Genomic DNA, 23,504 nt, shown 5'->3' on the forward strand with positions numbered 1-23,504 from the left:
AACCAACCCCTTAACAATTCCATAACATAGCCCCGTTTTGATTTAAGGCCTGCTTTAAGTATCTTAAGGCGGCAAATCAAAACATATGGAAGCACCCCCGGCAGAGCATTTAAAAAAAGTTTTAAAACCCATCCATCTTTGGGCCATTGCCGTTGGCCTGGTTATATCTGGCGAATACTTTGGCTGGAATTTAGGTTGGGATGTTGCCGGTACTATAGGCTTGTTAATTGCTACCGTGGTGATCACGGTAATGTATATCACGTTCATTTTCAGCTATACGGAACTCACCGCGGCTATCCCGCATGCGGGCGGGGCTTTCGCTTACGCATATCGGGCAATGGGACCTTTCGGTGGCCTTATAGCTGGTTACGCTACCCTTATAGATTTTCTGCTCGCTTCGCCAGCTATAGCTATTTCCCTGGGGAGCTACCTTCATTTTTTATATCCGGCTATCCCAATTATGCAATCGGCCATGCTGTTTAACGCGGCTTTTGTGATGCTTAATATTTCGGGCGTTAAGGAATCGGCAACATTTTCGGTGTTTATTACCATTTTGGCTGTGGCCGAATTGCTGTTGTATATGGGCGTGGTTAGTCCGAATTTTAAAATGGATAACTATTTGAGCAATCCAATGCCTTTTGGTTGGAGTGGCGTATTCGCGGCCCTGCCATTCGCGGTTTGGTTTTACCTGGCCATAGAAGGCGTAGCTATGGTAGCCGAAGAAGTTAAAGACCCTAAAAAAGATATCCCCAAGGGTTATATATCCGCTCTTGCTACTTTAGTAGCCCTGGCCTTGGGTGTAATGGTACTGACAGGCGGCATAACCGACTGGCGTAAGCTAAGCAAACTTGATTATCCTTTACCCGAGGCTGTAGGCATTGTATTAGGCAAGGCCAGCGGCTTAACCAAAATATTTGCCAGTATTGGTTTGTTTGGGCTGATAGCTTCCCTGCATGGAACTATTTTAGCGTCATCCAGGCAGGTGTTTGCAATGGCCCGCAGCGGTTATTTGCCAACTGGGCTATCTAACCTAAACCATCGGTTTAAAACACCACATTGGTCGCTTATTGCAGCGGGACTGGTTAGCTTTTTAGCCATTTACTTTGGCACAACAACCAAAGATGGTACAGGGCAACTCATTATTTTATCGGTGTTAGGTGCTGTGGTGATGTATATGATGTGTATGGTTAGCCTGTTTATCCTCCGCAAAAAAGAGCCCAATTTGGAGCGCCCGTTTACAGCGCCATTTTATCCTGTTTTCCCCGCCATTGCTTTGGTTATTTCTGTTATTTGTCTTTTTGCAATTATATATTTTAATAAACAGGTAACAGTCATGTTTTTTGGCGGACTGGTAGGTATCATATTGATTTTTGTATTGATGGGGAAACATAAAGAAGCCTTAACAGATGATTTGATGGTAACACCTGAATAAGTTTGACCTGTACTACGTTTACCAATGAACTAATGAACCAGTGAACAAATGACCGCTTTTAAAACAACCATACGTCATAAGGTATATAAGTTTCACGATCTGAAAGCTTTACTGGGAAAAGCATCGCCTCACCGATCGGGCGATGAGTTAGCAGGCGTTTGCGCGCATAGTTATGAGGAACGGGTTGCCGCCCAAATCACCTTAGCTGATGTACCCTTGAAAACCTTTTTAAATGAGGTTATCATTCCTTATGAGGATGATGAGGTTACCCGTTTAATAATTGATAGCCATGATGTTAATGCTTTTGCATTAATAAACCATTTAACAGTTGGCGAATTGCGCGACTGGCTGTTAAGCGACGATACCGATACCTTAACTTTAACAAACCTGGCATCCGGCTTAACGCCCGAAATGGTGGCTGCGGTATCTAAACTGATGCGTAACCAGGATTTGATCGCGGTAGCAAAAAAGTGTGAGGTAGTAACGCGGTTTCGGAATACTATAGGTTTAAAAGGGCATTTCAGTACCCGGCTACAGCCAAATCATCCTACAGATGATCCTCGGGGCGTTGCGGCCAGCATTATTGACGGTTTGTTATTTGGCAGCGGCGATGCTACAATTGGCATTAACCCCGCTACTGATAGCCCGGCGGCGGTAAGCAAGTTGCTTACCTTGATGGATAATATCAGGTTCCAGTTTGAAATACCTACCCAAACCTGCGTACTAAGTCATATCACTACAACATTACAGTTAATCAATGACGGCGCACCGGTTGATCTTTGCTTTCAATCCATTGCCGGTACCGAGAAGGCAAATACCAGTTTCGGTATTAATTTGAATATAATTGAGGAGGCATACCAGGCCACTTTATCTTTAAACAGGGGAACAGCAGGCAATAATGTGATGTATTTTGAAACCGGGCAGGGCAGCGCGCTATCGGCAAATGCCAATTTTGGAGTCGATCAGCAAACCTGCGAGGTGAGGGCCTACGCCGTAGCCCGTAAGTTTAAGCCCTTGTTGGTAAATACCGTAGTCGGCTTTATCGGACCTGAATATTTATATGATGGCAAGCAAATTATCCGTGCTGCGTTAGAGGATCATTTTTGCGGTAAACTATTGGGGCTACCCATGGGCTGCGATGTTTGCTACACTAACCATGCCGAGGCCGACCAGGATGATATGGACAACCTGCTTACCTTGTTGGGCGTAGCAGGCTGCAATTTTGTAATGGGCATCCCTGGTGCCGATGATATTATGCTTAATTATCAATCTACGTCCTTTCACGATGCTTTGTACCTTCGTAAGGTATTAGGAGTTAAGCCGGCACCAGAGTTTGAACAATGGCTCATAAAGCAGGGAATTACCGATGATAAGGGTAACATGCTAACCATAAATCCCACTCATAGCCTGCTTGGTGCCGTAATTTAACTATGAAAAGGAACATCCCACAGGAAATAGAGCCTTTAAAAGCCTTGCAGGAGTTTACTTCGGCAAGGATAGCTATTGGCCGGGTGGGTACAAGCATTCCGCTAAAACAATCGTTGGATTTTAAATTAGCCCATGCCCACGCGCGGGATGCCGTATACTCTGTGCTGGATATTGATCATTTAACCGAATCATTAAGGCGCTTTGAGCTGCCCGTTTTACACCTGCACAGCCAGATCACCGATAGGCGACAATACCTGCAACGGCCCGATCTGGGGCGTAAGCTCAATGACACATCTATAGATCATTTGAGGGATATTACCACAATGAGCAGTGATGTTGCCATTATTATAGCAGATGGATTATCGGCGATGGCAATCTCTGAAAATACTTTGGGCTTACTAAAAGAGCTTATCCCGCTGTTAACTGCTTCGGGCTATAAATTAGCCCCAATAACACTGGTTGAACAGGGGCGGGTAGCCATAGGCGACGATATTGGTCACGGTTTAAAAGCCAAATTGAGCCTGATGCTGATAGGCGAGCGACCGGGCTTAAGCTCGGCAGATAGCCTGGGTGTGTATCTTACGTACAAACCCAGGCCCGGACTTACCGACGAAATGCGCAATTGTGTATCTAACATACGCCCTAAAGGGTTATCGTATAAAAAGGCTGCTAAAAAGATATTCTATCTTATTAACGAAGCTTTTACCCGCAAACTATCGGGAGTTGAATTAAAGGACAATGCAGGTTTGTTAGATGGGCATTGATATTTAAGAGACCTGCTTATTTCTTAGCTGGCCTTTTCTCAATGGTACCATTGAATGAAATCGGGTCGCGGTTGCTGCTGATCACCTGTAACGAAGCGTATCCGTCATTGCTTATAGTGAGGTACATAGATTGCACGTCATTCCACTTACCGATGTTTTTATCTTTTGGTTTAATGGTTACAGACCAACCATCTTTTTTACCTGCTTTTAAAACATATGAGAAATTGGTGTTGGTGAACTTAATCCCTCCATCACTTGAGCCATATGGTGGTGCAACGTAGGCCCGCCCAAAATAAGGGAGGTAACATATAATTGTGTCTTTGGTAATAGTCAAATCATAACTGGAGGTTAAGGAACGCCCTGCACTCCTTGTAGGATTCACGTAATTAGCGTCAAACACAAAATTCTGATCTTCAACAATTTGTTTCACTTCGGCTATGCGTGCGGCTTTGCGGTCTTTGCTTTTGCTTTGCGCGTTGGCAGTGCCAACACCGGCTAATGCAAGTATTACGGCCAGCGAAAATATTTTTAATAATTTCATAACTAAATAATTTAATGTTTTAGACAAGGATGCAGATTTAAGGTTTATTCCATATCAAATTTAAATAAAAAAGCCATCCGTTTTATGCGGATGGCTTCAAGATATTTATATATGATATTACTTATATCAAATTAACGCTACGGTTCACAAACTCGGTAAGTTCGGCACCAGTTAACAGGCCTTGCGAAAGCAGGGCCAGGTCAAACGCCTGTTTTGATAATTGTGCCTGCACTTCTTCGTTATCTTCCTGTAGAATACGGGTGATTAACTTGTGGTTGCCGTTTACAATTACTTTGTAATTATCCGGCATATTGCCATAAAAGCTCATGCCACCACCCATAGCTGCCATATCTTTCATACGGCGCATAAACTCATCCATAGTTACAGTTACAGGTAACTCATCCGGGCTAAGGCTTTCTAATTGAACGTTATATGCAGGTTTGTTGATGGATTTGTTGAAGATATCTTTAACCCTGGTTGATTGCTCATCGGTTAAAACAGATTCAGGTGCTTCGTCTTTTTTGATCAGTTTATCAGCAACATCGGCATCAACACGTTTCAATGATGTTTTATCTAATTTTTGCTCTAACTGGCTAATGAAGTGGTTGTCAATAGGGGAGTTCATCACCAAAATATCATAACCTTTTTTATTGGCCGACTGGATGAATGAATCCTGTTTAGCCGGATCATTAGTGTAGATGTAAACTAAATTGCCGTCTTTATCGGTTTGAGTAGCTTCTACTTTCTCTTTATACTCTGGTAAAGTGAAGTTTTCTTTTTTGGTGTTGGTTACCAAAACAAAGTCTTTGGCTTTGTCATAAAATTTGTCTTCGCTTACCATGCCATATTTTACAAACAGACCAATGTCGGTCCATTTTTCTTCGTAGGCTTTGCGGTCGGCTTTAAATAGCTCTGATAATTTGTCAGCCACTTTTTTGGTGATGTAGCTGTTGATTTTTTTAACGTTGCTATCGGCTTGTAAAAAGCTGCGTGAAACGTTCAACGGGATATCCGGTGAATCGATAACACCATGTAACAGCATTAAAAATTCAGGAACAATATCTTTCACTTCGTCGGTAATAAATACCTGGCGACTGAATAATTTGATCTTGTTTTTAGAAATCTCGAAATCGTTTTTAAGCTTAGGGAAGTAAAGTACACCTGTTAAGTTGAATGGATAATCAACATTCAGGTGAATCCAGAATAACGGGTCTTCGCTAAAAGTATAAAGCTGTTTGTAAAAATCAAGGTAATCTTGCTCTTTTAATTCAGATGGAGCTTTAGTCCAGATAGGATTAGTGTCATTGATGATGTTATCTATTTGTACATCAATGTATTTGGTTTTGCCTTCTTCGTCAACGCCATCTTCTTCCTGTTCTGTTTTGGTGCCGAATTTAATAGGTACAGGTAGGAATTTGCAATACTTGTCAAGAATCTCCTGTAATTTATGCTGACTTAAAAACTCTTCAGATTCACTGTTGATGTACAGGGTAATTTCGGTACCACGCTCGGCCAAAACGCCTTCGCCAATTTCAAACTCGGTACTGCCATCACATACCCAGTAAGCAGGCTCTGCGCCTTCCTGGTAGCTAAGGGTTTGTATTTCAACTTTATCGGCAACCATGAAAGCCGAGTAAAAGCCTAAACCAAAGCGGCCGATAATTTCATTGGCATCTTTAGCTTCTTTAAATTTTTCCATAAACTCAGTAGCGCCAGAGAATGCTATCTGGTTGATGTATTTTTTAATTTCTTCGGCGGTCATACCCAGGCCATTATCGCTAATGGTGATGGTTTTTTTAGCCTCGTCAAATGCAACTTCAACACGCAGATCACCAAGTTCGCCATTGTATTGGCCTAATGAGGCCAGGCGTTTAATTTTTTGGGTGGCATCAACAGCGTTTGATACCAGCTCGCGCAAAAATATCTCGTTGTCTGAGTATAAAAATTTCTTAATTATCGGAAAAATGTTTTCGGTGTGGATCGAAATACTGCCTTTTTCTTGCATAATATTTATTGATGATTGATTTTAATATGATTTACACCCTGCAACTATCAATGCATGTTCCAAAGGGCAAAAACTTGTCAAATTGGCAGTAGATTGTGAATAGTTTCCCTATAGACAGAATACTGTAAACCGTTTACCCACTCATAAACTCTGTATATTTTAGTTATTTTTACGCTGCCTATGAAATACCTTAACATGAAAAAAATAATAAACTTAAATTTGTTTCTACTGGTTATTTTACTTTCGGTAGTCAGTTGCAAAGACAAAAAGAAAGAAACTCCTGCAGTTGCCCATAAAGACACTACGCATGCAGTTGATACTTCGTTTTTAGATGATAAGAATTATATATTTCAAAATCTCACGGATACCCGACAGGTTATAATGGTCTTTGGGAGACCGAATGATCATACAACCAATAATGAGGTTTACACTGACTCTTCATTTACCCGAAAATACGTACCACTTACCGCTGATCAAAGAGAAAAGTTGATTGCGCCGTCTGTCTCTAAACAACTCGACGTTAACTCAAAATATGCAAGAGATTTAATGACTGCTTATTTTGTTTCGAAGCAAAAGAAGATAGGTGACCTACAGCCAATAATTATTTCTATACAGGGCGACGATTACGGTTCATTGACTATGATAATTTTAAATAAACAACATCAGCCTGTAGATGGTTATAACCTGGATGGCGGCATGCAGCCGGGACCTACTGATCTTGGCAATGCGGCAACAATGTTTGACCTAAAAAGTTACTCTAAATTAAGAAACAGGGAAATAACCACGGTGCGGATGGACGAAATTGATTATATCGATACATTGAAAAGAGATTCACAGATAGACTCCAATGTATTTAAAACCCTTATACAAGCAGATGGCAGTTTTAACACCAGGCAAACGGTTAAAGCGCATTTTTTTATTAAGCCGAAAAACAACTCTACTAAATAATAGATAAAAAAGCATTCACCACATCATTCAATTTTGCTATCGTCTCCTCGTCGGCCACTTTATCTCCGTCCATTTTCGACCGGATAAAGGAGATATTCAATCGCGTACTATCGGGTACCATTGCATTGAGCGCGCCCAGGATGAGTAGCAAGGCTGCGTGAGCCGCTTCGCCACCTAAAGACGCGGTGATCAAAGCTGTTGGCTTATCTGAGAAGGAACCACTTGAAACTGTCCAATCCAGCATGTTTTTTAACTGACCGGGTACACCAAAGGCATACTCAGGAGTACAAATGATAATGCCATCGGCTTCGCTTAACAAGCCTCGTAACTTAATGACGGATTCATTAACGTCATCATTATCCAATCCCGGATCAAAGGGAGGGATGAGTGCCAGTTCATCGTAAATGATGTAACTGATATTATTAGGCATTAACTCGCCTAAATATTTTAAAATATTATGATTTGTTGAGCCATTCCTTAAACTGCCGGAGATAGCCAAAACATTGCGATTGTTCATTATTAGTAGAAGTTGTAAATATGCTAATCAAAAAGTTTCCCCTTCAGGGGGCGGAGGGGGCTACGGCACAAACTGCAAAATAAACGATGAACCCTTACCTTCCGTTGATTGTACCTGGATGTTCCCCTTATGCAGCAACATAATTTGTTTACACAAGCTCAAGCCAATGCCGCTGCCGGTTTTCTTGGTACTGAAAAACGGGATAAAGATTTTATCCAATAGTTCGTGTGGCATGCCCATGCCATTATCGGTAATTTTAACCAGGGTTTTGCTGCCGCTTTGTGCTTCGGCAGATAGGGTGATGCGTGGTTCTTCGCGGTCTTTGACGGCTTCAATGGCGTTAACCAGCAAATTGATCATTACCTGTTCAATGAGGTTAATATCGGCTTCCACGGCAAGGGCGGGGTCGCGTAGGATGATCTCCAGTTCAATGTTCTTTTTCTCCAGCGTTGGGCGCATCAGGCTGTTGAGGTTTTCAAACAGGTTGCGCACCAATACTTTATCTCTATCTAATTTGGTGATCTTATTAAGGCTACGGTAGCTTTCTGTAAATTTAAGCAGACCGTCACTGCGGCGTTTAATAGTATCAATACCCAGTTCCAGATCTTCCAGATCGCTGCCGTCCATAGATTCGGTGATCTCCGGACTTTGCAGCCTGTTTTTTAAAGTATCCGCTAAAGACGAAATAGGTGCAACCGAATTCATGATTTCATGTGTCATGACGTTCAATAACTTCGACCATGCTTTTGATTCTGTTTCGTCCAGCGCTTCGCTTACGTTTTGAAACGCTATCAGTTTATACAGCTTTTCGTCGCTACGCATCAAACTGGCGGTGATCAATATTTTTACCAATTGCTGGTTGCGGGTTATGGTAATAATATTGCTTTCGCCGGGTTTAAGCCTGATCAATTCCTGGTATAAATCGGGTTCCCTTTTCTCTAACGACTGGATAGTTTTAAGGTAGGGGATACTCAACAGTTTTTTAAAAGCCTCATTAATCCAGCTGATATTGCCTGTATCTTCTTCGTACGATAAAATCCCGGTATCTACCAGTTCCAATATCTTTTGCAGGTAGTGGTACTGCGTTTCGCGCTCGCGGCTAATCAGCTTAAAGGTGGTATTGATGTCATTAAAACCTTTACGCAACGGTTTTAACTCATTTGGTGCTTTACGCACATCAAAATGGCGCGAAAAATCGCGGTAATGGATGGATTCAACAAACTGATTAACCTCATCCTGTGCTTTTTTCTGAAAGCGTATCATCTCTATCACCGAATAAATAATAAGCGGGATAAAAATAACCAGGTACAATGGCTGACCCTTAACAGTAACAAAGGCGGCGGCGCATAAAGCCAAAAACATTAAAAATACACGCAGCAACAGCCGCCATTCGTAACGGTTAAATATCATATTTACTTAATCTTCGGTATAAGGCAGTACGGGTAAGGCCAAGTTCTTTAGCCGCACGGGTAATATTGCCGTTGTGCTTTTCTATCACCTTTAAAATCGCATTTTTCTCTAAGGTGCTTAACTGGATGTTATCGTCATTAACGGTATTATCTGTGGCAGTTTCCAGGATAGAAAATATCAGGTCGTCTGGGCGTAAGGTATTTTCGTCGGCCATAATCACGGCGCGTTCAATAGTGTATTGCAATTCGCGTACGTTGCCGGGATAATTGTATGATTTTAGTTTTTGCAGTGCCGCGGTATCAAAATCCATAGCCGGTTTAAGATACTTGGTTGCATAAAGTTTAGCAAAGTGACGCGCCAGTATCGCGATATCCTCATTACGACGACGCAATGGCGGCATATTAATCTCTACCGTATTTATCCTGTAAATTAAATCCTTACGGAAACGATTTTCATTGGCCAGTTCGCTCATGGGCACGTTTGTGGCGCAAATGAGCCTGATGTCGACATCTACAGCTTTGTTGGTACCTAACCGCGTTACCTGCCTGTTTTGTAATATGGTAAGCAGTTTTGCTTGCTGCTGCAGGCTGATATTGCCAATCTCATCTAAAAATAGCGTACCGCCCTGCGCGTCTTCAAACCTGCCGGCACGGTCCTCCCTGGCATCGGTAAAAGCCCCTTTTTTATGACCGAACAATTCGCTTTCAAATAAAGTGTCAGTAAGCGCGCCCACGTCTACTTTCACAAATGGTTTATCGGCCCGTAATGAACGTTCATGAATGGCTTTTGCCATTAAATCCTTGCCCGTGCCATTTTCGCCCAGGATAAGGATATTGGCGTCGGTGGGTGCAATCTTGTTTACTTTATGAAAAATATCCTGCATCACTTCCGATTCGCCGAGGATAGAGGTATCGCCGGCCGTGCTTTTTGCAGCCGTTTTGGCAACTTTAGCACCGCCTTCTTTTTTATCAAGCAGTTCTTTTATAGTGGCAATCAGTTTTTCATTATGCCATGGTTTTACCACAAAATCATCAGCACCTTCTTTAAGTGAGCGCACAGCTAAATCGATATCGCCATAGGCGGTTATCATTATCACGCAAACATTGGGTTTCCAATCTTTCACTTTGCGCAGCCAATATAAACCCTCATTGCCGGTATTAATGGCGCTGTTAAAGTTCATATCTAACAAAACCAGGTCTACCTCGTTTTTTTGCAGTAACCAATTTAGGTTTTCGGGATTTTTTTCGGTGATAACTTCGCCAGCCTGTGTTTTAAGCAATAATTTCACGGCGGTTAGTACATCCGGATCATCATCAACAATTAAAATGGTAGCTTTTTTTAATATCATTTTTTGTAGTTCATAGTTGTTAAAAGTATCAAGTACTTAGTATCAAGTATCAAGACTTTTTTGGTTTATTGATTATTCCGGTAGTTAATGATGATATTGCATAGTAGACGCACCTGGTGAGTTAAACGTTACTCAGCAGAGCAATAATTTACTACATTCCCTGGGGCAATGCACATCAACAAAAACTTTAGAAAACTTTCTGCAAATTAATAATTGCGCAGTTAAGTTTCATAGCAGATACATAAATAGTATTATTAAATAATTAATGCTGTATAAACAGATCATATTAAAAGTGTTTACAGCGGGCAAGCTTAATATTCATGATGCATTTTCCTTTGCGGCTTTTTAATTGCAGCTGCCTTAATTCTTGATTCTAATCCCCAGCCTGTACGCAACCGCACATAAAGTGTTTCACTACCGTACGCTTTTAAATTGATGTTAATTATATAATTTATTGATTTATAGATATTTATGTATTTGGTACGGCTTTTAACGCTATATTGGCATAAGCAATTTACCTAATGTTAAAAAATTACATCAAAATAGCCTGGAGAAACCTTATTAAGCATAAGGTATTCTCATTTATAAACGTGGGCGGTTTAGCCATAGGCGTGGCAGCATTTTGGCTGATAAGCCTTTACGTGGCCGATGAATGGAGTTTTGACCGTTACAATACCAAGGCCGATCGTATTTTTCGTATTGCACAACATGGCGAATGGAATGGAGGAAAATTTAATCTTGCTGTTACCTCGCCTCCATACGCTCCCGCATTAAAAAACGATTATCCCGAGGTTGAAGAAGCCGTACGAATTGATGCCGAAGGCGGCGGTAAAATAAACTACGGAGATAAACAGATAAATGAGGGCTCTATATTATTTACAGATAAAGCCATTTTTAATGTATTTACCTTTCACTTTTTATACGGCGACGCGGAATCGGCGCTGGCAAAACCACAAACTATTGTTTTAACTAAAACGCTTGCGGTTAAGCTGTTTGGCGATGCCGAAAACGCACTGAATAAAACCATCAATATTGAAAATACCCCAACAGCTGTAACCGGTGTTATTGACGACGTACCTGTGAACTCACACTTTGGTTTTCACGCTTTGCGCCCGTTCCCAACAGGGTTTACCGGTAAATGGGGCAACTCAAACCTGTACACTTATGTATTGCTCAAAAATCATGATGATTACAAAAAGATAGAAGCCAACTCCGACGCTTTTTTTAATAAATACCTCAAGGGTGATTTGGGCAAAATGAAATTCAATATGGAGTTGCAGCCGCTAACCGATATCCACCTCAAATCGGCGTTGGATTATGAAATAGGTAATAACGGTAATATAACCTACGTGTACGTATTTAGTGTGGTAGCGTTGTTGATTTTAGCCATCGCGGTTATCAATTACGTTAACCTTACAACGGCCCGCTCATCGGTTAGGGTAAAAGAAATAGGGGTGCGTAAAGTGATCGGTTCTGGCAAAACCCAGTTAATGGTTATGTTTTTTGCCGAATCGATTTTGTTAACCGTAATAGCTACGCTTTTGGCAGGGGTGCTCATTCAGTTTGTGCTGCCTTATTTTAACCAGTTATCGGGTAAAAATCTGGTGTTAACGCAATTTGGCTTAACCAAAACCATCATCGCCTTTGCGCTATTTTCGTTTACCACAGGAATGCTAAGCGGTTTATATCCGGCATTATTTCTTTCGGGCTTTAAAACCATATCAGCCATGAAGGGGCAAATGGGCAGCCAGGCATCTACTATATTATTCAGAAAATCATTGGTGGTGTTTCAGTTTGTGATCACCATTGTGATGATTGCCGGTTCATGCATCATTTACCAGCAGCTAAACTTTGTAATGAACAAGGACCTTGGTTTTAATAAAGCCCAGGTACTCACTTTTCACATACATGATAAATCTGCACGAACTAAAATTGCCGCTATAAAAACCCAGTTGCTGCAAAATCCCGCTATAGAAAGCGTAGGTATTGCCGGTAATCCTATCGGTAATAACGACATAGGTGGTGGCGATTTTAATTTAGGAGTAGATGGTAAAGCCACACAGGAATCAAAAATTGTGGAGAACCTGATTATAGATGAGGATTTTATTCCAACCCTGCAAATCAAAATGGATAAGGGGCGCAATTTTTCGCCTACGATGGCTACCGATCAAAAGGAATCTATTATTGTAAACCAAACGCTGGTAAAGGAAATGGGCTGGAAGGACGCGGTAGGTAAAACCGTGCGCACCGGCGTTGATGAAAAAGGAAACGTGATATCGCAAACCATCATCGGTGTGGTGAAAGATTTTAATACCTATTCATTACAACACAAAGTTTCGCCAATGGTATTGCAAATGCCTGCACAGGCAAATGACGAGGATAACCTGTACATCCGCATTGCCAAACACAATATCCCTGCCACACTTAGCTATATCAGTAAGGTATACGGGAAGTTTGACATTGAGAGTAAAGTTGAGTTCCATTTTCTCGATCAGAATTTTGCCAAACAGTACCAGTCGGAACAAAAGCAGGGGAGTATCCTCTTCATCTTCACCATCCTGGCTATCGGTATAGCGTGTTTAGGTTTATTTGGCCTGGTAACTTTTACTGCCGAGCAAAGGGTTAAAGAAATAGGCATCCGCAAAGTATTGGGGGCAAGTGTAACCTCTATAGTTGGCCTGTTGTCAAAAGATTTGATGAAGCTGGTATTGGTGGCAACCATAATAGCGTCTCCGCTGGCCTGGTACGGCATGAGCAAATGGTTGCAAGGCTTCGCTTACAGGGTAGATATCCAGTGGTGGGTGTTTGTCATAGCAGGAACAGCCGCGATACTGATAGCATTTGTAACCGTAAGTTCCCAATCAGTAAGAGCCGCGACAGCTAACCCGGCCAGGAGTTTAAAAAGTGAATAGCAAACGTTCATTGGTTCATTAGTTCACTGGTTCATTGGTCTTTTATGATTTGATAAACTACCGGGTAACCAAAAACTGATGAACATTGCACCAATGAACTAATGAACCAGTGAACCAATAAACTAACAAAATGATAAGAAATTATTTAAAAACCGCCTGGCGTAATATTGCCAATAACAAGTTTTACGCTGCCATTAATGTGGCCGGACTTACCTTTGGTTTGGTTATCGGGCTGTTTATGCTGCTTTGGGTGCAGGATGAACTAAGTTTTGATACCTTCAATAAGAAAGGACCGCAAATTTACCGGGTTGGCATTGTTGGCGGTACAGATGTAAGCAAACAAATTTTTACAAACATTATAGCCCCGGTTGCAACCCGCGCCAAGGCCGAATTACCCGAGGTTACCGATGCCGTGCGGATCATGAACATAGGTGAAGCACCTTTTAAATATAAAGACAAGAACTTTAAAGAGGATAAATTTGCTTTTACAGATCCTTCTTACTTTTCGGTGTTTGATTTTAAATTGATTGCAGGCGATAAAAAAAATCCCTTCCCCGATAATAATTCGGTGGTGATAACCCAGGCTATGGCCAAAAAATATTTTGGTAATGAAGACCCTATCGGTAAAGTGGTTGTTTTAGGTTTAAATGAAAGCCTTAAAGTAACCGGTGTTGTTACCGACTATCCCGAGAATTCAACCCTAAAGCTTAATATACTGCTGCCTTTGAGCAGGCTTAACAAGTTGATGTATCTTGATAGGAACTTCAGTTATGATAATAAAAACTTCTTAAAATCGATGGATGCCGATTGGGCCAACTTTGCCTATGAAACCTATCTTTTGGTAAAACCCAATGCCGATATCAATAAGCTTACAAAAGAGTTAAGGGCTATACATGAGCGCGAACACCCGGTTGATGCGCCTGTGCCATACCTTGCCCAGCCATTATTCCAGATGCATTTATACAAAGCCGATGGCAGCAATGGTGGTATTGAAACCGTTCGCACGTTTGCCATTGTAGCTATTTTAATACTGGTAATAGCTTGTATTAATTATGTTAACCTTTCAACAGCCAGATCAATGCTGCGTGCTAAAGAGGTAAGCATGCGTAAAATTATCGGTGCGGGTAAACTACAGCTGTTTATGCAGTTTATGATTGAAACCACACTATTATTTGCTATTGCCACCGCTCTGGCAGTTACCCTCATGTATGTTTTAATGCCTGCGTACAACAGTTTTTCGGGTAAGCAATTGCAGTTGTCGGTAACCAACTACCAGGTGTGGATGTATATAGCTATTACGCTGGTTGGCACACTTGCGGCTTCAAGCATTTATCCTGCTTTAATGCTATCGTCATTTGAGCCTTTAAAGGCACTTAAAGGTAAAGTAACGGCGGGCATAGGCAATACCGTATTCAGAAAAGTGCTTGTTGTATTGCAATTCAGCGTTTCTGTGGTATTGATCATAGGCACATTGGTTATTGGCAAACAGCTTAATTTTATTCAGAAGAAAGACCTTGGTTACGATAAAGAAAATGTTTTTGCCTTTGGCATGCGTGATATGCGCCAGCATTATGATGCCGTTAAGCAGGAATTATTAAAACAACCCGGTGTATTATCGGTAACCCGTTCCGGTGGCGATATCATCGAAAACGATAACTGGACAGGAGATAACGATTGGGATGGTAAACCGGCAAAATCAAACCTGTTTTTCCATCCGCTACCTATTGATAAGGATTTTATATCCTTCTTTAAGTTGAAAATGAAGGAGGGGAGCGCCTTTACCGGAGCGGTAGCGGATACTACTCATTTTGTACTAAACGAAGCCGCGGTGGCCGCCATGGGTATTAAAGACCCAATAGGTAAAAATATCAGGATTCAAAAAATGAAAGGTACCATTACCGGTATTGTAAAAGATTTTCATTACGCGTCTATGCGTAAAAAAATTGAGCCGGCTGTGTTATACTACCGTACCGATGACTTTTACAAAATATACATTAAAACAACCGGTGCCGATGCCCAAAAAGCGATAGCAGCAGCGCAGGCCTCATGGAAACAATACAACGGTGATTCTCCTTTTTCCTACACTTTCCTCGACGATTCTTTCAACCAGCTATATAAAACCGAGCAACGCACCGGCTCGCTCTTCAACATATTTTCGGGCATAGCCATCTTTATATCGTGTTTGGGTTTGTTTGGCCTGGCCACCTACTCGGCGCAGGTTAAAACCCGCGAAATAGGGATTCGCAAAGTACTGGGATCAAGTGTTAGCGGTATAATCAGGCTACTGGCAACTGAATTTATTGTGCTTATCGTAATCGCAATTGTAATTGCGGTGCCCATTGCTTATTACGCTATGGATAAATGGCTACAGGATTATGCGTACCGGATATCCATAACCATTTGGGTATTCCTGATGGCTGGCTTTGGTGCCACGGCAATAGCATTGATAACCATTAGCATACAATCTGTTAAAGCTGCTATTGCAAATCCGGTTAAAAGTTTGAGAAGTGAGTAAAGTGTTCATTGGTTCATTAGTTCACTGGTTTATTGGTTTTGTATAATCGATAAAACAGAACCGGCAACTACCCTAATGATTCCATGATTCGGTAAGCTACAAATTAATGAACATTGCACCAATGAACTAATGAACAAGTGAACCAATGAACTAATGAACAAGTGAACCAATGAACTAAATAAAATGATAAAAAATTATATTAAAACCGCCTTTCGTACGCTCAGGAAAAACCTGGGCTTTACGGCTATAAACGTATTGGGGCTGGCCCTTGGGTTGGCTACCTGTTTATTGATTGTTTTTTATGTGGTAGATGAGTTAAGTTACGACCGATATAATGTAAACGCCAATAGAATATACCGTATAAATAACATTATCAAATTTGGAGGTAACGATCAAAAATATGCCACTACGCCTGCGCCGTTGGCGGCAGCGCTGGTAGCAGATATTCCTGAGGTGGAAAAAACCGCGCGACTCATAAATAGGGGAGGTTACAACGTAAAAAAAGGTAGTCAAAACATCAAGGAAGATCATATGCTATACGCGGATGCTTCTCTTTTTGATGTTTTTACCTTGCCCATGATAGCCGGCGAACAAAAAACTGCATTGGCTGAACCGCATAGCGTAGTTATTGATGAAACTGTTGCCAAACGTTATTTTAATAACCCTTTACAGGCGCTTGGTAAAACCTTAACTTTTAATGACAGTATTTTATATAAAGTAACCGGCGTTATTAAGGATATACCCAAGCAATCGCATTTTAACTATGGTTTCTTTTTATCGATGAGCAGCCTTGCCGAAAGCAGAGAAAACGCCTGGTTCAGCAATAATTTCAATACCTATGTTTTATTAAAAAAAGGTGCCGATCCCAAAAAGTTTGAAGCTAAATTGCCCTTAATTATGCGAAAATATGCGGGTGCCCAATTACAGGGAATTTTGCATATCACTTTTGACACTTTTGAAAAAGCAGGTAATAAGTATGCATTTGATATAATACCGCTTACAGATATTCATCTAAAATCAAACGCTACCTCTGATCTGGCACCTAATGGCAATATTTTGTATGTGTATATATTTACCGCCGTTGCTGTTTTTATTTTGCTGATAGCCTGCGTAAACTTTATGAATCTGTCAACCGCACGCTCATCAAACCGTGCTAAAGAAGTGGGCGTACGCAAAGTATTAGGGTCGGCACGTAAACTGTTGATCTTCCAATTTTTGTCGGAGTCTGTTATAGTCACATTTATAGCTGGGGTATTGGCTGTTGCCGGAGCTTATTTATTCCTGCCGATGTTTAACAATATAGCCGATAAATCTTTTTCATTTAATGCGGCGTCTTTAATTTGGCTGGTGCCAGGTATGTTAATTGCCGTGCTGATTATTGGCTGTCTTGCCGGGTTTTACCCCGCCTTTTTCCTTTCAGGCTTTCAGCCAATTGAAGTATTAAAGGGCAAATTGGCCAGCGGCTTTAAGGGGGGATGGCTGAGGAGTTTCCTGGTAGTGTTCCAGTTTTCAATATCTATTTTTCTGATCACAGGCACGCTGGTGATTTATAATCAGCTACAATATATTCAGCATAAAGATTTGGGTTACAAGCGCGATCAGGTGATGATTATTCACAATACATGGGATTTGGGTAACCAGGCGGCCACATTTAAAAACGAAGTAAAACAATTGCCAGGTGTAATAAATGCCACGATGACCGGCTTTTTACCTACCATGGACTACCGCAATAGTAGTAGCATGTTTCCTGATAGGAACATGGATCAAAAGAAGGCCATACTGGCACAAACCTGGACTACCGATGACGACTACCTACCTACGCTTGGTTTAAAATTGATTAAAGGTCGCAATTTTAGCAAAGAGATGGCTACCGACTCTGTATCAATGATCATCAACGAAACTGCTGCGAAGCTCATGGGAGTAAACGACCCAATTAACAAGACGCTTTTTGTTCCGCAGGATAATATGGCCAAAATATGGAAGGAGTATCACATTATTGGGGTTATAAAAGATTTTAATTTCAATTCTTTACGAAACAATATTACCCCGGTGGTTTTGATGTATGGCAGGGATTTAGGGGCGCTTAGCCTTAAAGTGAATGCCCGGAATATTCCCGCATTGATGAGCCTTATTAAAGATAAATGGAAAGGTTTGGCTCCCAACCGCGAGTTCAATTACTCTTTTATGGATCAGGACTTTGAATCAACTTATCGCCAGGAGCAACGCATGGGCACTATCTCTGTGATTTTTACAACATTGGCCATCATTATAGCTTGCCTTGGCTTGTTTGGCCTGGCTGCCTACGCTGCCGAGCAACGGAGTAAAGAAATCGGTATCCGCAAAGTATTAGGAGCCGAAGTAAGCACCATCGTAGCCATGCTTTCAAAAGACTTTATAAAACTGGTGCTGATAGCTATTGTATTTGCCACGCCATTGGCCTGGCTGGCTATGCACCAATGGCTGCAAAGTTTCGCGTATCGGCAAAACATCCAATGGTGGGTAATAGCCTTATCGGCATTCCTGGCCATTTTTATAGCCTTTGCAACCATCAGCTTCCAATCTATCAAAGCAGCGTTAACAAATCCGGTTAAAAGCCTCAGAAGCGAGTAGGTAGTTGCCAGTTTGTGGTGGACAGTTTGCAGTCAGCCGACAGATAATTATGCTACAGATACCAATGAACTAATGAACAAGTGAACCAATGAACCAACACAATGATTAAAAATTATTTCAAAATAGCCTGGCGAAACCTTTACAAACAAAAGGCATTTTCGCTTATCCATATCCTCGGTTTAACTATGGGTATTACGGTTTGCCTTATGATATTCTTGTATATCATGAATGAGTTTAGTGTGGATAGCTTTCATAGGCAGGGTAAAAACATTTATCGTGTTATGCGCGGCTTTGATCCGGCCAAACCTGGGGTTCCTTACGTATCGGCACCTTACGCGCCTGCTTTGTTGAATGATTATCCGCAGGATATAAAAATGGCGGTAAGGGTAGCCCCCCAAAACAACCTGGTATCATTTGGTGATAAGGCGTTTAATGAAAAAAAGGTTTACGCTGCCGATGCCGGTTTTTTTAAACTTTTCTCGTTCCCGCTTATCAAAGGCGATGCAAACAGCGCGTTGGATAACCCCAATAGTGTGGTTTTAACAGAAACAACCGCCAAAAAGTATTTTGGCTCTGCCGATAAAGCTATGGGTAGGGTTGTGCAATTTGACAAGGATCTGCAATTGAAAGTTACCGGCGTAGCTAAAGATGTCCCTTCAAATTCACATTTGTATTTCGACCTGGTGATGCCGATCTCTAACTACACCAAGTACCCCAATTACAATATATGGATCAATAACGGTTTATTTACCTATGTGCTGTTAAATGAGCATACTAAACAAGCATCGATTGAACGCAGGTTTAGCCAGTTCATGGACAAATACATGGGGCCGGATATGAAGAAGTTTGGCACCAAATTTACTTTAAGCCTTACCCCCCTAAAAGATATTTATTTTGAGCCGTATACCGAGTTTGACGATGTGCGTCACGGCGATAAAACGGTAGTGTTTATATTTATTTCGATAGCGGCGCTTATTATGCTCATCGCCTGTATCAACTTCATGAATTTGGCCACCATAAGGGCGGTAGAGCGTTCAAAAGAAGTAGGCATGCGCAAAGTTATGGGCGCGTTACGTAATCACCTCATTTGGCAATTTATAGGCGAATCATTAATGCTGGCGCTTATTTCCTGCGCGCTTTCAATTGGATTATTAATGTTATTGATGCCGGCCTACAATCAGTTACTGGGGTATAATCTTACGGTATCATGGAATAGTCCATCCATCTATTTATTTCTTTTTGGGGTGATATTGATTGTTGGTTTTTTAGCCGGCAGTTATCCGGCCATTTTCATGTCGGCGTTTTCGCCAATTCAGGCCTTGAAGGGTAAACTAAAGCTGGGTAAAGGTGGTAGCATTTTCAGGGAATCATTGGTGGTATTGCAATTTGGTATTTCGGTGATGCTTATTATAGGTACCATTGTTATTGTAAACCAGATGCATTATATCAAAAGTAAATCGCTGGGGTACGATAAAGCCCAAACATTGGTAGTTAAAATTGATAACAATGATATTTACAATCATCGCATAGCATTTAAAAATGAATTGCAAAATTCAGGGATAGTATCATCCGTTTCCCTGATGTCGGGGGAGCCGGGCGGATTTTACGATATGCATAGCTTTAACGGCGAGGGTCAGCAAGCCAGTTTCATGTCGCGCACTGAATTTACCGATTTTGAATATGTGAAGACTTTAGGCCTCAAAATAATCGCGGGCAGGGATTTTTCGCCCTCATTTGCTACCGATACCACCAATTCGGTATTGTTGAACCGTACTGCCGCCAGAAAGTTAGGCTTCTCGCCGCAACAAGCTATTGGTAAATGGATAAGAAACTTAGGCAGGGATGATAAACGCCGCAATGTAATTGGCGTGGTTGAAGATTTTAACTTCCTATCGCTTAAAGAAAACATGGATGCCCTGGTGATTTCGCCAAGTGAAGACCGAAGGGTAATTGTGATTAAATTAAAACCGGGCAATATCGCAGCTACGTTAGCCGCGATTAAAGCTGCATATGCCAAAGTAGCGCCGGTTTATCCGTTTGAGTATACTTTTTTAGATCAAAAGTTTGATACCACCTACAAAACCGATATCAGGCAGCAAACTATGCTGACAATCTTCTCGGGCCTGGCTATTTTTATCGCTTGCCTTGGTTTATTTGGACTGGCATCGTTCACAGCCGCCAGGCGCACCAAAGAGATCGGCGTACGCAAGGTATTGGGCTCATCGGTACAAAATATCCTGGTGCTTATTTCAAAGGACCTGTTAAAACCGGTATTACTGGCAACAATAATAGCCATGCCAATTGGATATTACCTGATGAATAAGTGGCTGCAAAGTTTCGCCTACAAAACGCCGCTCCATTGGTGGATTTTTGTTTTGGCGGCGTTTTTAACTTTTGTGATCGCGTTAGCAACCATCAGCTTTCAATCGCTTAAAGCCGCGTTGACGAACCCAATACGAAGTTTAAGGTCGGAATAGGTGGTTCATTTGTTCACTGGTTCATTAGTTCATTGGTCTGGGTGTAGAAGATCGCATTATAGCAGGGTTTTAGGATTTGAAAATTAGGGATTAGAGTTTTATAGTTTAGAGATTTAACAATTATGAATATCAAATTAGCGTGGCGTAATTTTAAGAAGAACAGGTTGTATGCATTTATCAATGTATTAGGGTTAACGGTGGGGATAGCCAGCTGTTTGCTTATTGGCATTTATATTAAACACGAGCTGAGCTACGACCGCTTTCATACAAATGCCGATAACATTGTACGCGCTACCATGGAATACAATACCGCCGATGGCCCGCAAAGCATAGCTGTTAGTGGTACAAAGGCCGGTCCGCAGTTTAAGCGTTCATTGCCGGGTGTAAAAGATTATGTGCGAACTATGAAAACCGGCAAAGTGGTTACCTACAACAACCAGGTGTTTGATGAAAAGAGCTTGTTATATGCCGACCCTAATTTTTTCAAGGTATTTTCTTTTAAGCTGATATCAGGCGATGCCGCATCTGCGCTAACAGCTCCTGATAAAATCGTGATCACGCAAAACGCGGCTCAAAAATACTTTGGCAACCAGGACCCAATGGGAAAGGTTTTAAAGGTTGGCTCTAAAAACTTTACCGTATCGGCTGTTGCTGAGAGCGTGCCTTCTAACTCGCAGATTCAGTTTGATTTTGTGATGCCATTTAGTCTTTATATGGACATGAACGGCCCCGAACAATGGTGGACAGCCAATAACATGACCTACCTGCTTTTGAACGATGGTACATCGGTTGCTCAGCTGCAAAAGGCACTAAGCAATTACATGCTGAATACGGTAAGTAAAAAAGAACTTAAAATGGATGGCGGGCATTACCTTACCTACAACCTGCAAAAACTTACCGATGTTCACCTTAACTCAAACCTTGCCGATGAGTTTGAACCTAACGGTAACATGACCTACATATATGTGCTTCTGGTAGTTGCCGCGTTGATATTGATTATTGGCTGTGTTAACTATGTAAACCTGGCCATAGCGCAATCGGCTGGTCGTGGTGCCGAAATTGGTGTACGTAAAGTAATGGGTGCCGGTAGTGGCGAGTTATTCCTGCAATTTATTACCGAATCGGTATTTACGGCAGTTGTCGCCTCTGTTTTAGCCATGGCACTTGCCGCTTTGGTTTTACCGTTGTTTAACCAGATTTCTGGTAAACAGTTAGAAACAGCAGCTTTATTTAACCCGGTAATTCTTGCAGCGCTTGTAGTACTTAGCATAACTATTGGTTTCGCCGCCGGTGCGTACCCGGCTTTGTTATTATCAAACGCTAAGCTGGTGAAAATATTAAAATCAGGATTTTCATTTACATCAGGCCAAAGCGTTCGCAAATCGCTTATTGTTTTTCAATTTGTGATCTCTATTTTCCTCATCATCTCTACTATAGTGATATTGCAGCAGCTGTCCTACATCCGTAACAAGGATATAGGTTATAGTAAAAGCAATATGGTAGTACTGCCCATTGATGGTAAAATGTTGCCACAGTTAGATGCAATTAAAAAAGCTATGAGTGCCATCCCGGGTGTGCAAGCCGTAGCTGCCGCTAATGACGAACCAATTAACGTAGGTTGGGGTGATGGCGTTACTACCAATGATGGTAAAAGCATTTCTGTAAACGCTATCCCTGTTGATGAAGATTTCATCAAAACAATGCAGCTTAAGCTGGTATCTGGGACAGACTATAGTCATGCTGACCTGCAATTGCTGGATACCACTAACAAGGGAAAAAATTACCATTATACATTCATGCTCAATGAGTCGGCTGCTAAAGCTCTTGGCTGGACACCGGAGCAGGCCATAGGCAAAACCATATCAAAAGGCGTAACGGGAACTATTAAAGGGGTAATTAAAGATTTTAATTTTAAATCTTTCCATGATCAAATTACACCGTTAATCTTGTTTTTGGATAATGAGCAACTACACCGACTGTTTGTAAAGATCAATGGTAATAATACCGCGGCTACACTTGATGCCATTAGCAAAACCTGGAAAGAACGCGTGAACCACCGTCCGTTCGACTATCGTTTTTTAGATGACGATTATGATGCACTATACCGGTCTGAACAGCGCACGGCAGGCGTGTTCACTACATTTTCGGTACTGGCCATTTTGTTGGCTTGCTTGGGATTATTTGCCATCACCGCGTTCGCTGTTGTACAACGCGCCAAAGAAATAGGCATTCGTAAGGTACTCGGCGCAAGCGTAGCTAACGTTGTACTGCTAATAGCGAGGGACTTTTTATCATTAGTAATTATAGCTTCCGTAATAGCAACGCCGATTGCATGGTACGCCGCCAGCAAATGGTTACAGGATTTTGCCTATCGTATAGATATTCATTGGTGGATATTTATTGTAACGGGAGGGGCCGCATTATTGGTAGCAGCACTAACAGTAAGTATCCAATCAACCAAAGCCGCACTGGCAAATCCGGTTAAAAGCCTTAAAACGGAATAGTCATTTGGTCACTTACTTCGCGTCATTAAGCCATTCTTGAATTTTCAATGACTTAATGACCTAATGACTCAATGATATCCTACTAATGAACAA

Annotated in this window: 14 protein-coding genes; 9 read left to right on the forward strand and 5 right to left on the reverse strand. The window is 41.6% G+C overall.

The window, feature by feature from the left end; translation table 11 throughout:
* Window positions 1-85 precede the first annotated feature (85 nt).
* From eat to eutC, 3 genes are read left to right on the forward strand one after another with little or no spacing between them, the layout of a single operon-like run.
* On the forward strand, window positions 86-1,432 hold the full coding sequence (gene eat, locus QWZ17_RS20795) for an ethanolamine permease (RefSeq protein ID WP_290307231.1): 1,347 nt from the start codon (window positions 86-88) through the stop codon (window positions 1,430-1,432).
* A gap of 48 nt (window positions 1,433-1,480) precedes the next feature.
* Window positions 1,481-2,860, forward strand: coding sequence for an ethanolamine ammonia-lyase subunit EutB (locus tag QWZ17_RS20800; RefSeq protein WP_290307232.1), 1,380 nt, complete (start codon window positions 1,481-1,483; stop codon window positions 2,858-2,860).
* A 2-nt stretch (window positions 2,861-2,862) separates the two neighbouring features.
* Window positions 2,863-3,624: an ethanolamine ammonia-lyase subunit EutC gene (gene eutC / locus QWZ17_RS20805; RefSeq protein ID WP_290307233.1), complete on the forward strand. Its 762-nt coding sequence runs from the start codon at window positions 2,863-2,865 to the stop codon at window positions 3,622-3,624.
* 16 nt (window positions 3,625-3,640) lie between these two features.
* Here eutC and QWZ17_RS20810 read toward each other — a convergent pair whose 3' ends face one another.
* Complete coding sequence (locus tag QWZ17_RS20810) at window positions 3,641-4,165, reverse strand: DUF4251 domain-containing protein (RefSeq protein ID WP_290307234.1); 525 nt, start codon at window positions 4,163-4,165, stop codon at window positions 3,641-3,643.
* 121 nt (window positions 4,166-4,286) lie between these two features.
* Complete coding sequence (htpG, locus tag QWZ17_RS20815) at window positions 4,287-6,170, reverse strand: molecular chaperone HtpG (RefSeq protein WP_290307236.1); 1,884 nt, start codon at window positions 6,168-6,170, stop codon at window positions 4,287-4,289.
* Between the two features lie 195 nt (window positions 6,171-6,365).
* Here htpG and QWZ17_RS20820 point away from each other — a divergent pair, with 195 nt between their 5' ends.
* Window positions 6,366-7,118 (forward strand): hypothetical protein, encoded by a 753-nt coding sequence (locus QWZ17_RS20820; RefSeq protein ID WP_290307237.1) that lies wholly within the window; start codon window positions 6,366-6,368, stop codon window positions 7,116-7,118.
* Here QWZ17_RS20820 and QWZ17_RS20825 read toward each other — a convergent pair.
* From QWZ17_RS20825 to QWZ17_RS20835, 3 genes are read right to left on the reverse strand one after another with little or no spacing between them, the layout of a single operon-like run.
* A complete protein-coding gene (locus QWZ17_RS20825) occupies window positions 7,111-7,635 on the reverse strand; it encodes an NADPH-dependent FMN reductase (protein WP_290307238.1) in 525 nt (174 codons plus the stop codon). The genes QWZ17_RS20820 and QWZ17_RS20825 overlap by 8 nt on opposite strands.
* Before the next feature lie 60 nt (window positions 7,636-7,695).
* A complete protein-coding gene (locus tag QWZ17_RS20830; protein ID WP_290307239.1) occupies window positions 7,696-9,045 on the reverse strand; it encodes a sensor histidine kinase in 1,350 nt (449 codons plus the stop codon).
* Entirely contained in the window at window positions 9,035-10,393 is a 1,359-nt protein-coding gene (locus QWZ17_RS20835; protein ID WP_290307240.1) for a sigma-54-dependent transcriptional regulator, read from the reverse strand. The genes QWZ17_RS20830 and QWZ17_RS20835 overlap by 11 nt, the downstream gene beginning before the upstream one ends.
* Window positions 10,394-10,914: 521 nt before the next feature.
* Here QWZ17_RS20835 and QWZ17_RS20840 point away from each other — a divergent pair.
* From QWZ17_RS20840 to QWZ17_RS20860, 5 genes are all read left to right on the forward strand, one after another.
* On the forward strand, window positions 10,915-13,305 hold the full coding sequence (locus QWZ17_RS20840; protein ID WP_290307241.1) for an ABC transporter permease: 2,391 nt from the start codon (window positions 10,915-10,917) through the stop codon (window positions 13,303-13,305).
* Window positions 13,306-13,435: 130 nt separating this feature from the next.
* A complete protein-coding gene (locus QWZ17_RS20845) occupies window positions 13,436-15,820 on the forward strand; it encodes an ABC transporter permease (protein ID WP_290307242.1) in 2,385 nt (794 codons plus the stop codon).
* A gap of 183 nt (window positions 15,821-16,003) precedes the next feature.
* On the forward strand, window positions 16,004-18,430 hold the full coding sequence (locus QWZ17_RS20850; protein ID WP_290307243.1) for an ABC transporter permease: 2,427 nt from the start codon (window positions 16,004-16,006) through the stop codon (window positions 18,428-18,430).
* 101 nt (window positions 18,431-18,531) lie between these two features.
* Complete coding sequence (locus QWZ17_RS20855; protein WP_290307244.1) at window positions 18,532-20,907, forward strand: ABC transporter permease; 2,376 nt, start codon at window positions 18,532-18,534, stop codon at window positions 20,905-20,907.
* 122 nt (window positions 20,908-21,029) lie between these two features.
* The gene (locus tag QWZ17_RS20860) at window positions 21,030-23,411 is read left to right on the forward strand and encodes an ABC transporter permease (RefSeq protein WP_290307245.1); all 2,382 of its coding nucleotides are present in this window, start codon (window positions 21,030-21,032) and stop codon (window positions 23,409-23,411) included.
* Window positions 23,412-23,504: the final 93 nt, after the last annotated feature.

The sequence above is a fragment of the Mucilaginibacter flavus genome (genome assembly GCF_030409315.1).
GTDB lineage: Bacteria > Bacteroidota > Bacteroidia > Sphingobacteriales > Sphingobacteriaceae > Mucilaginibacter > Mucilaginibacter flavus.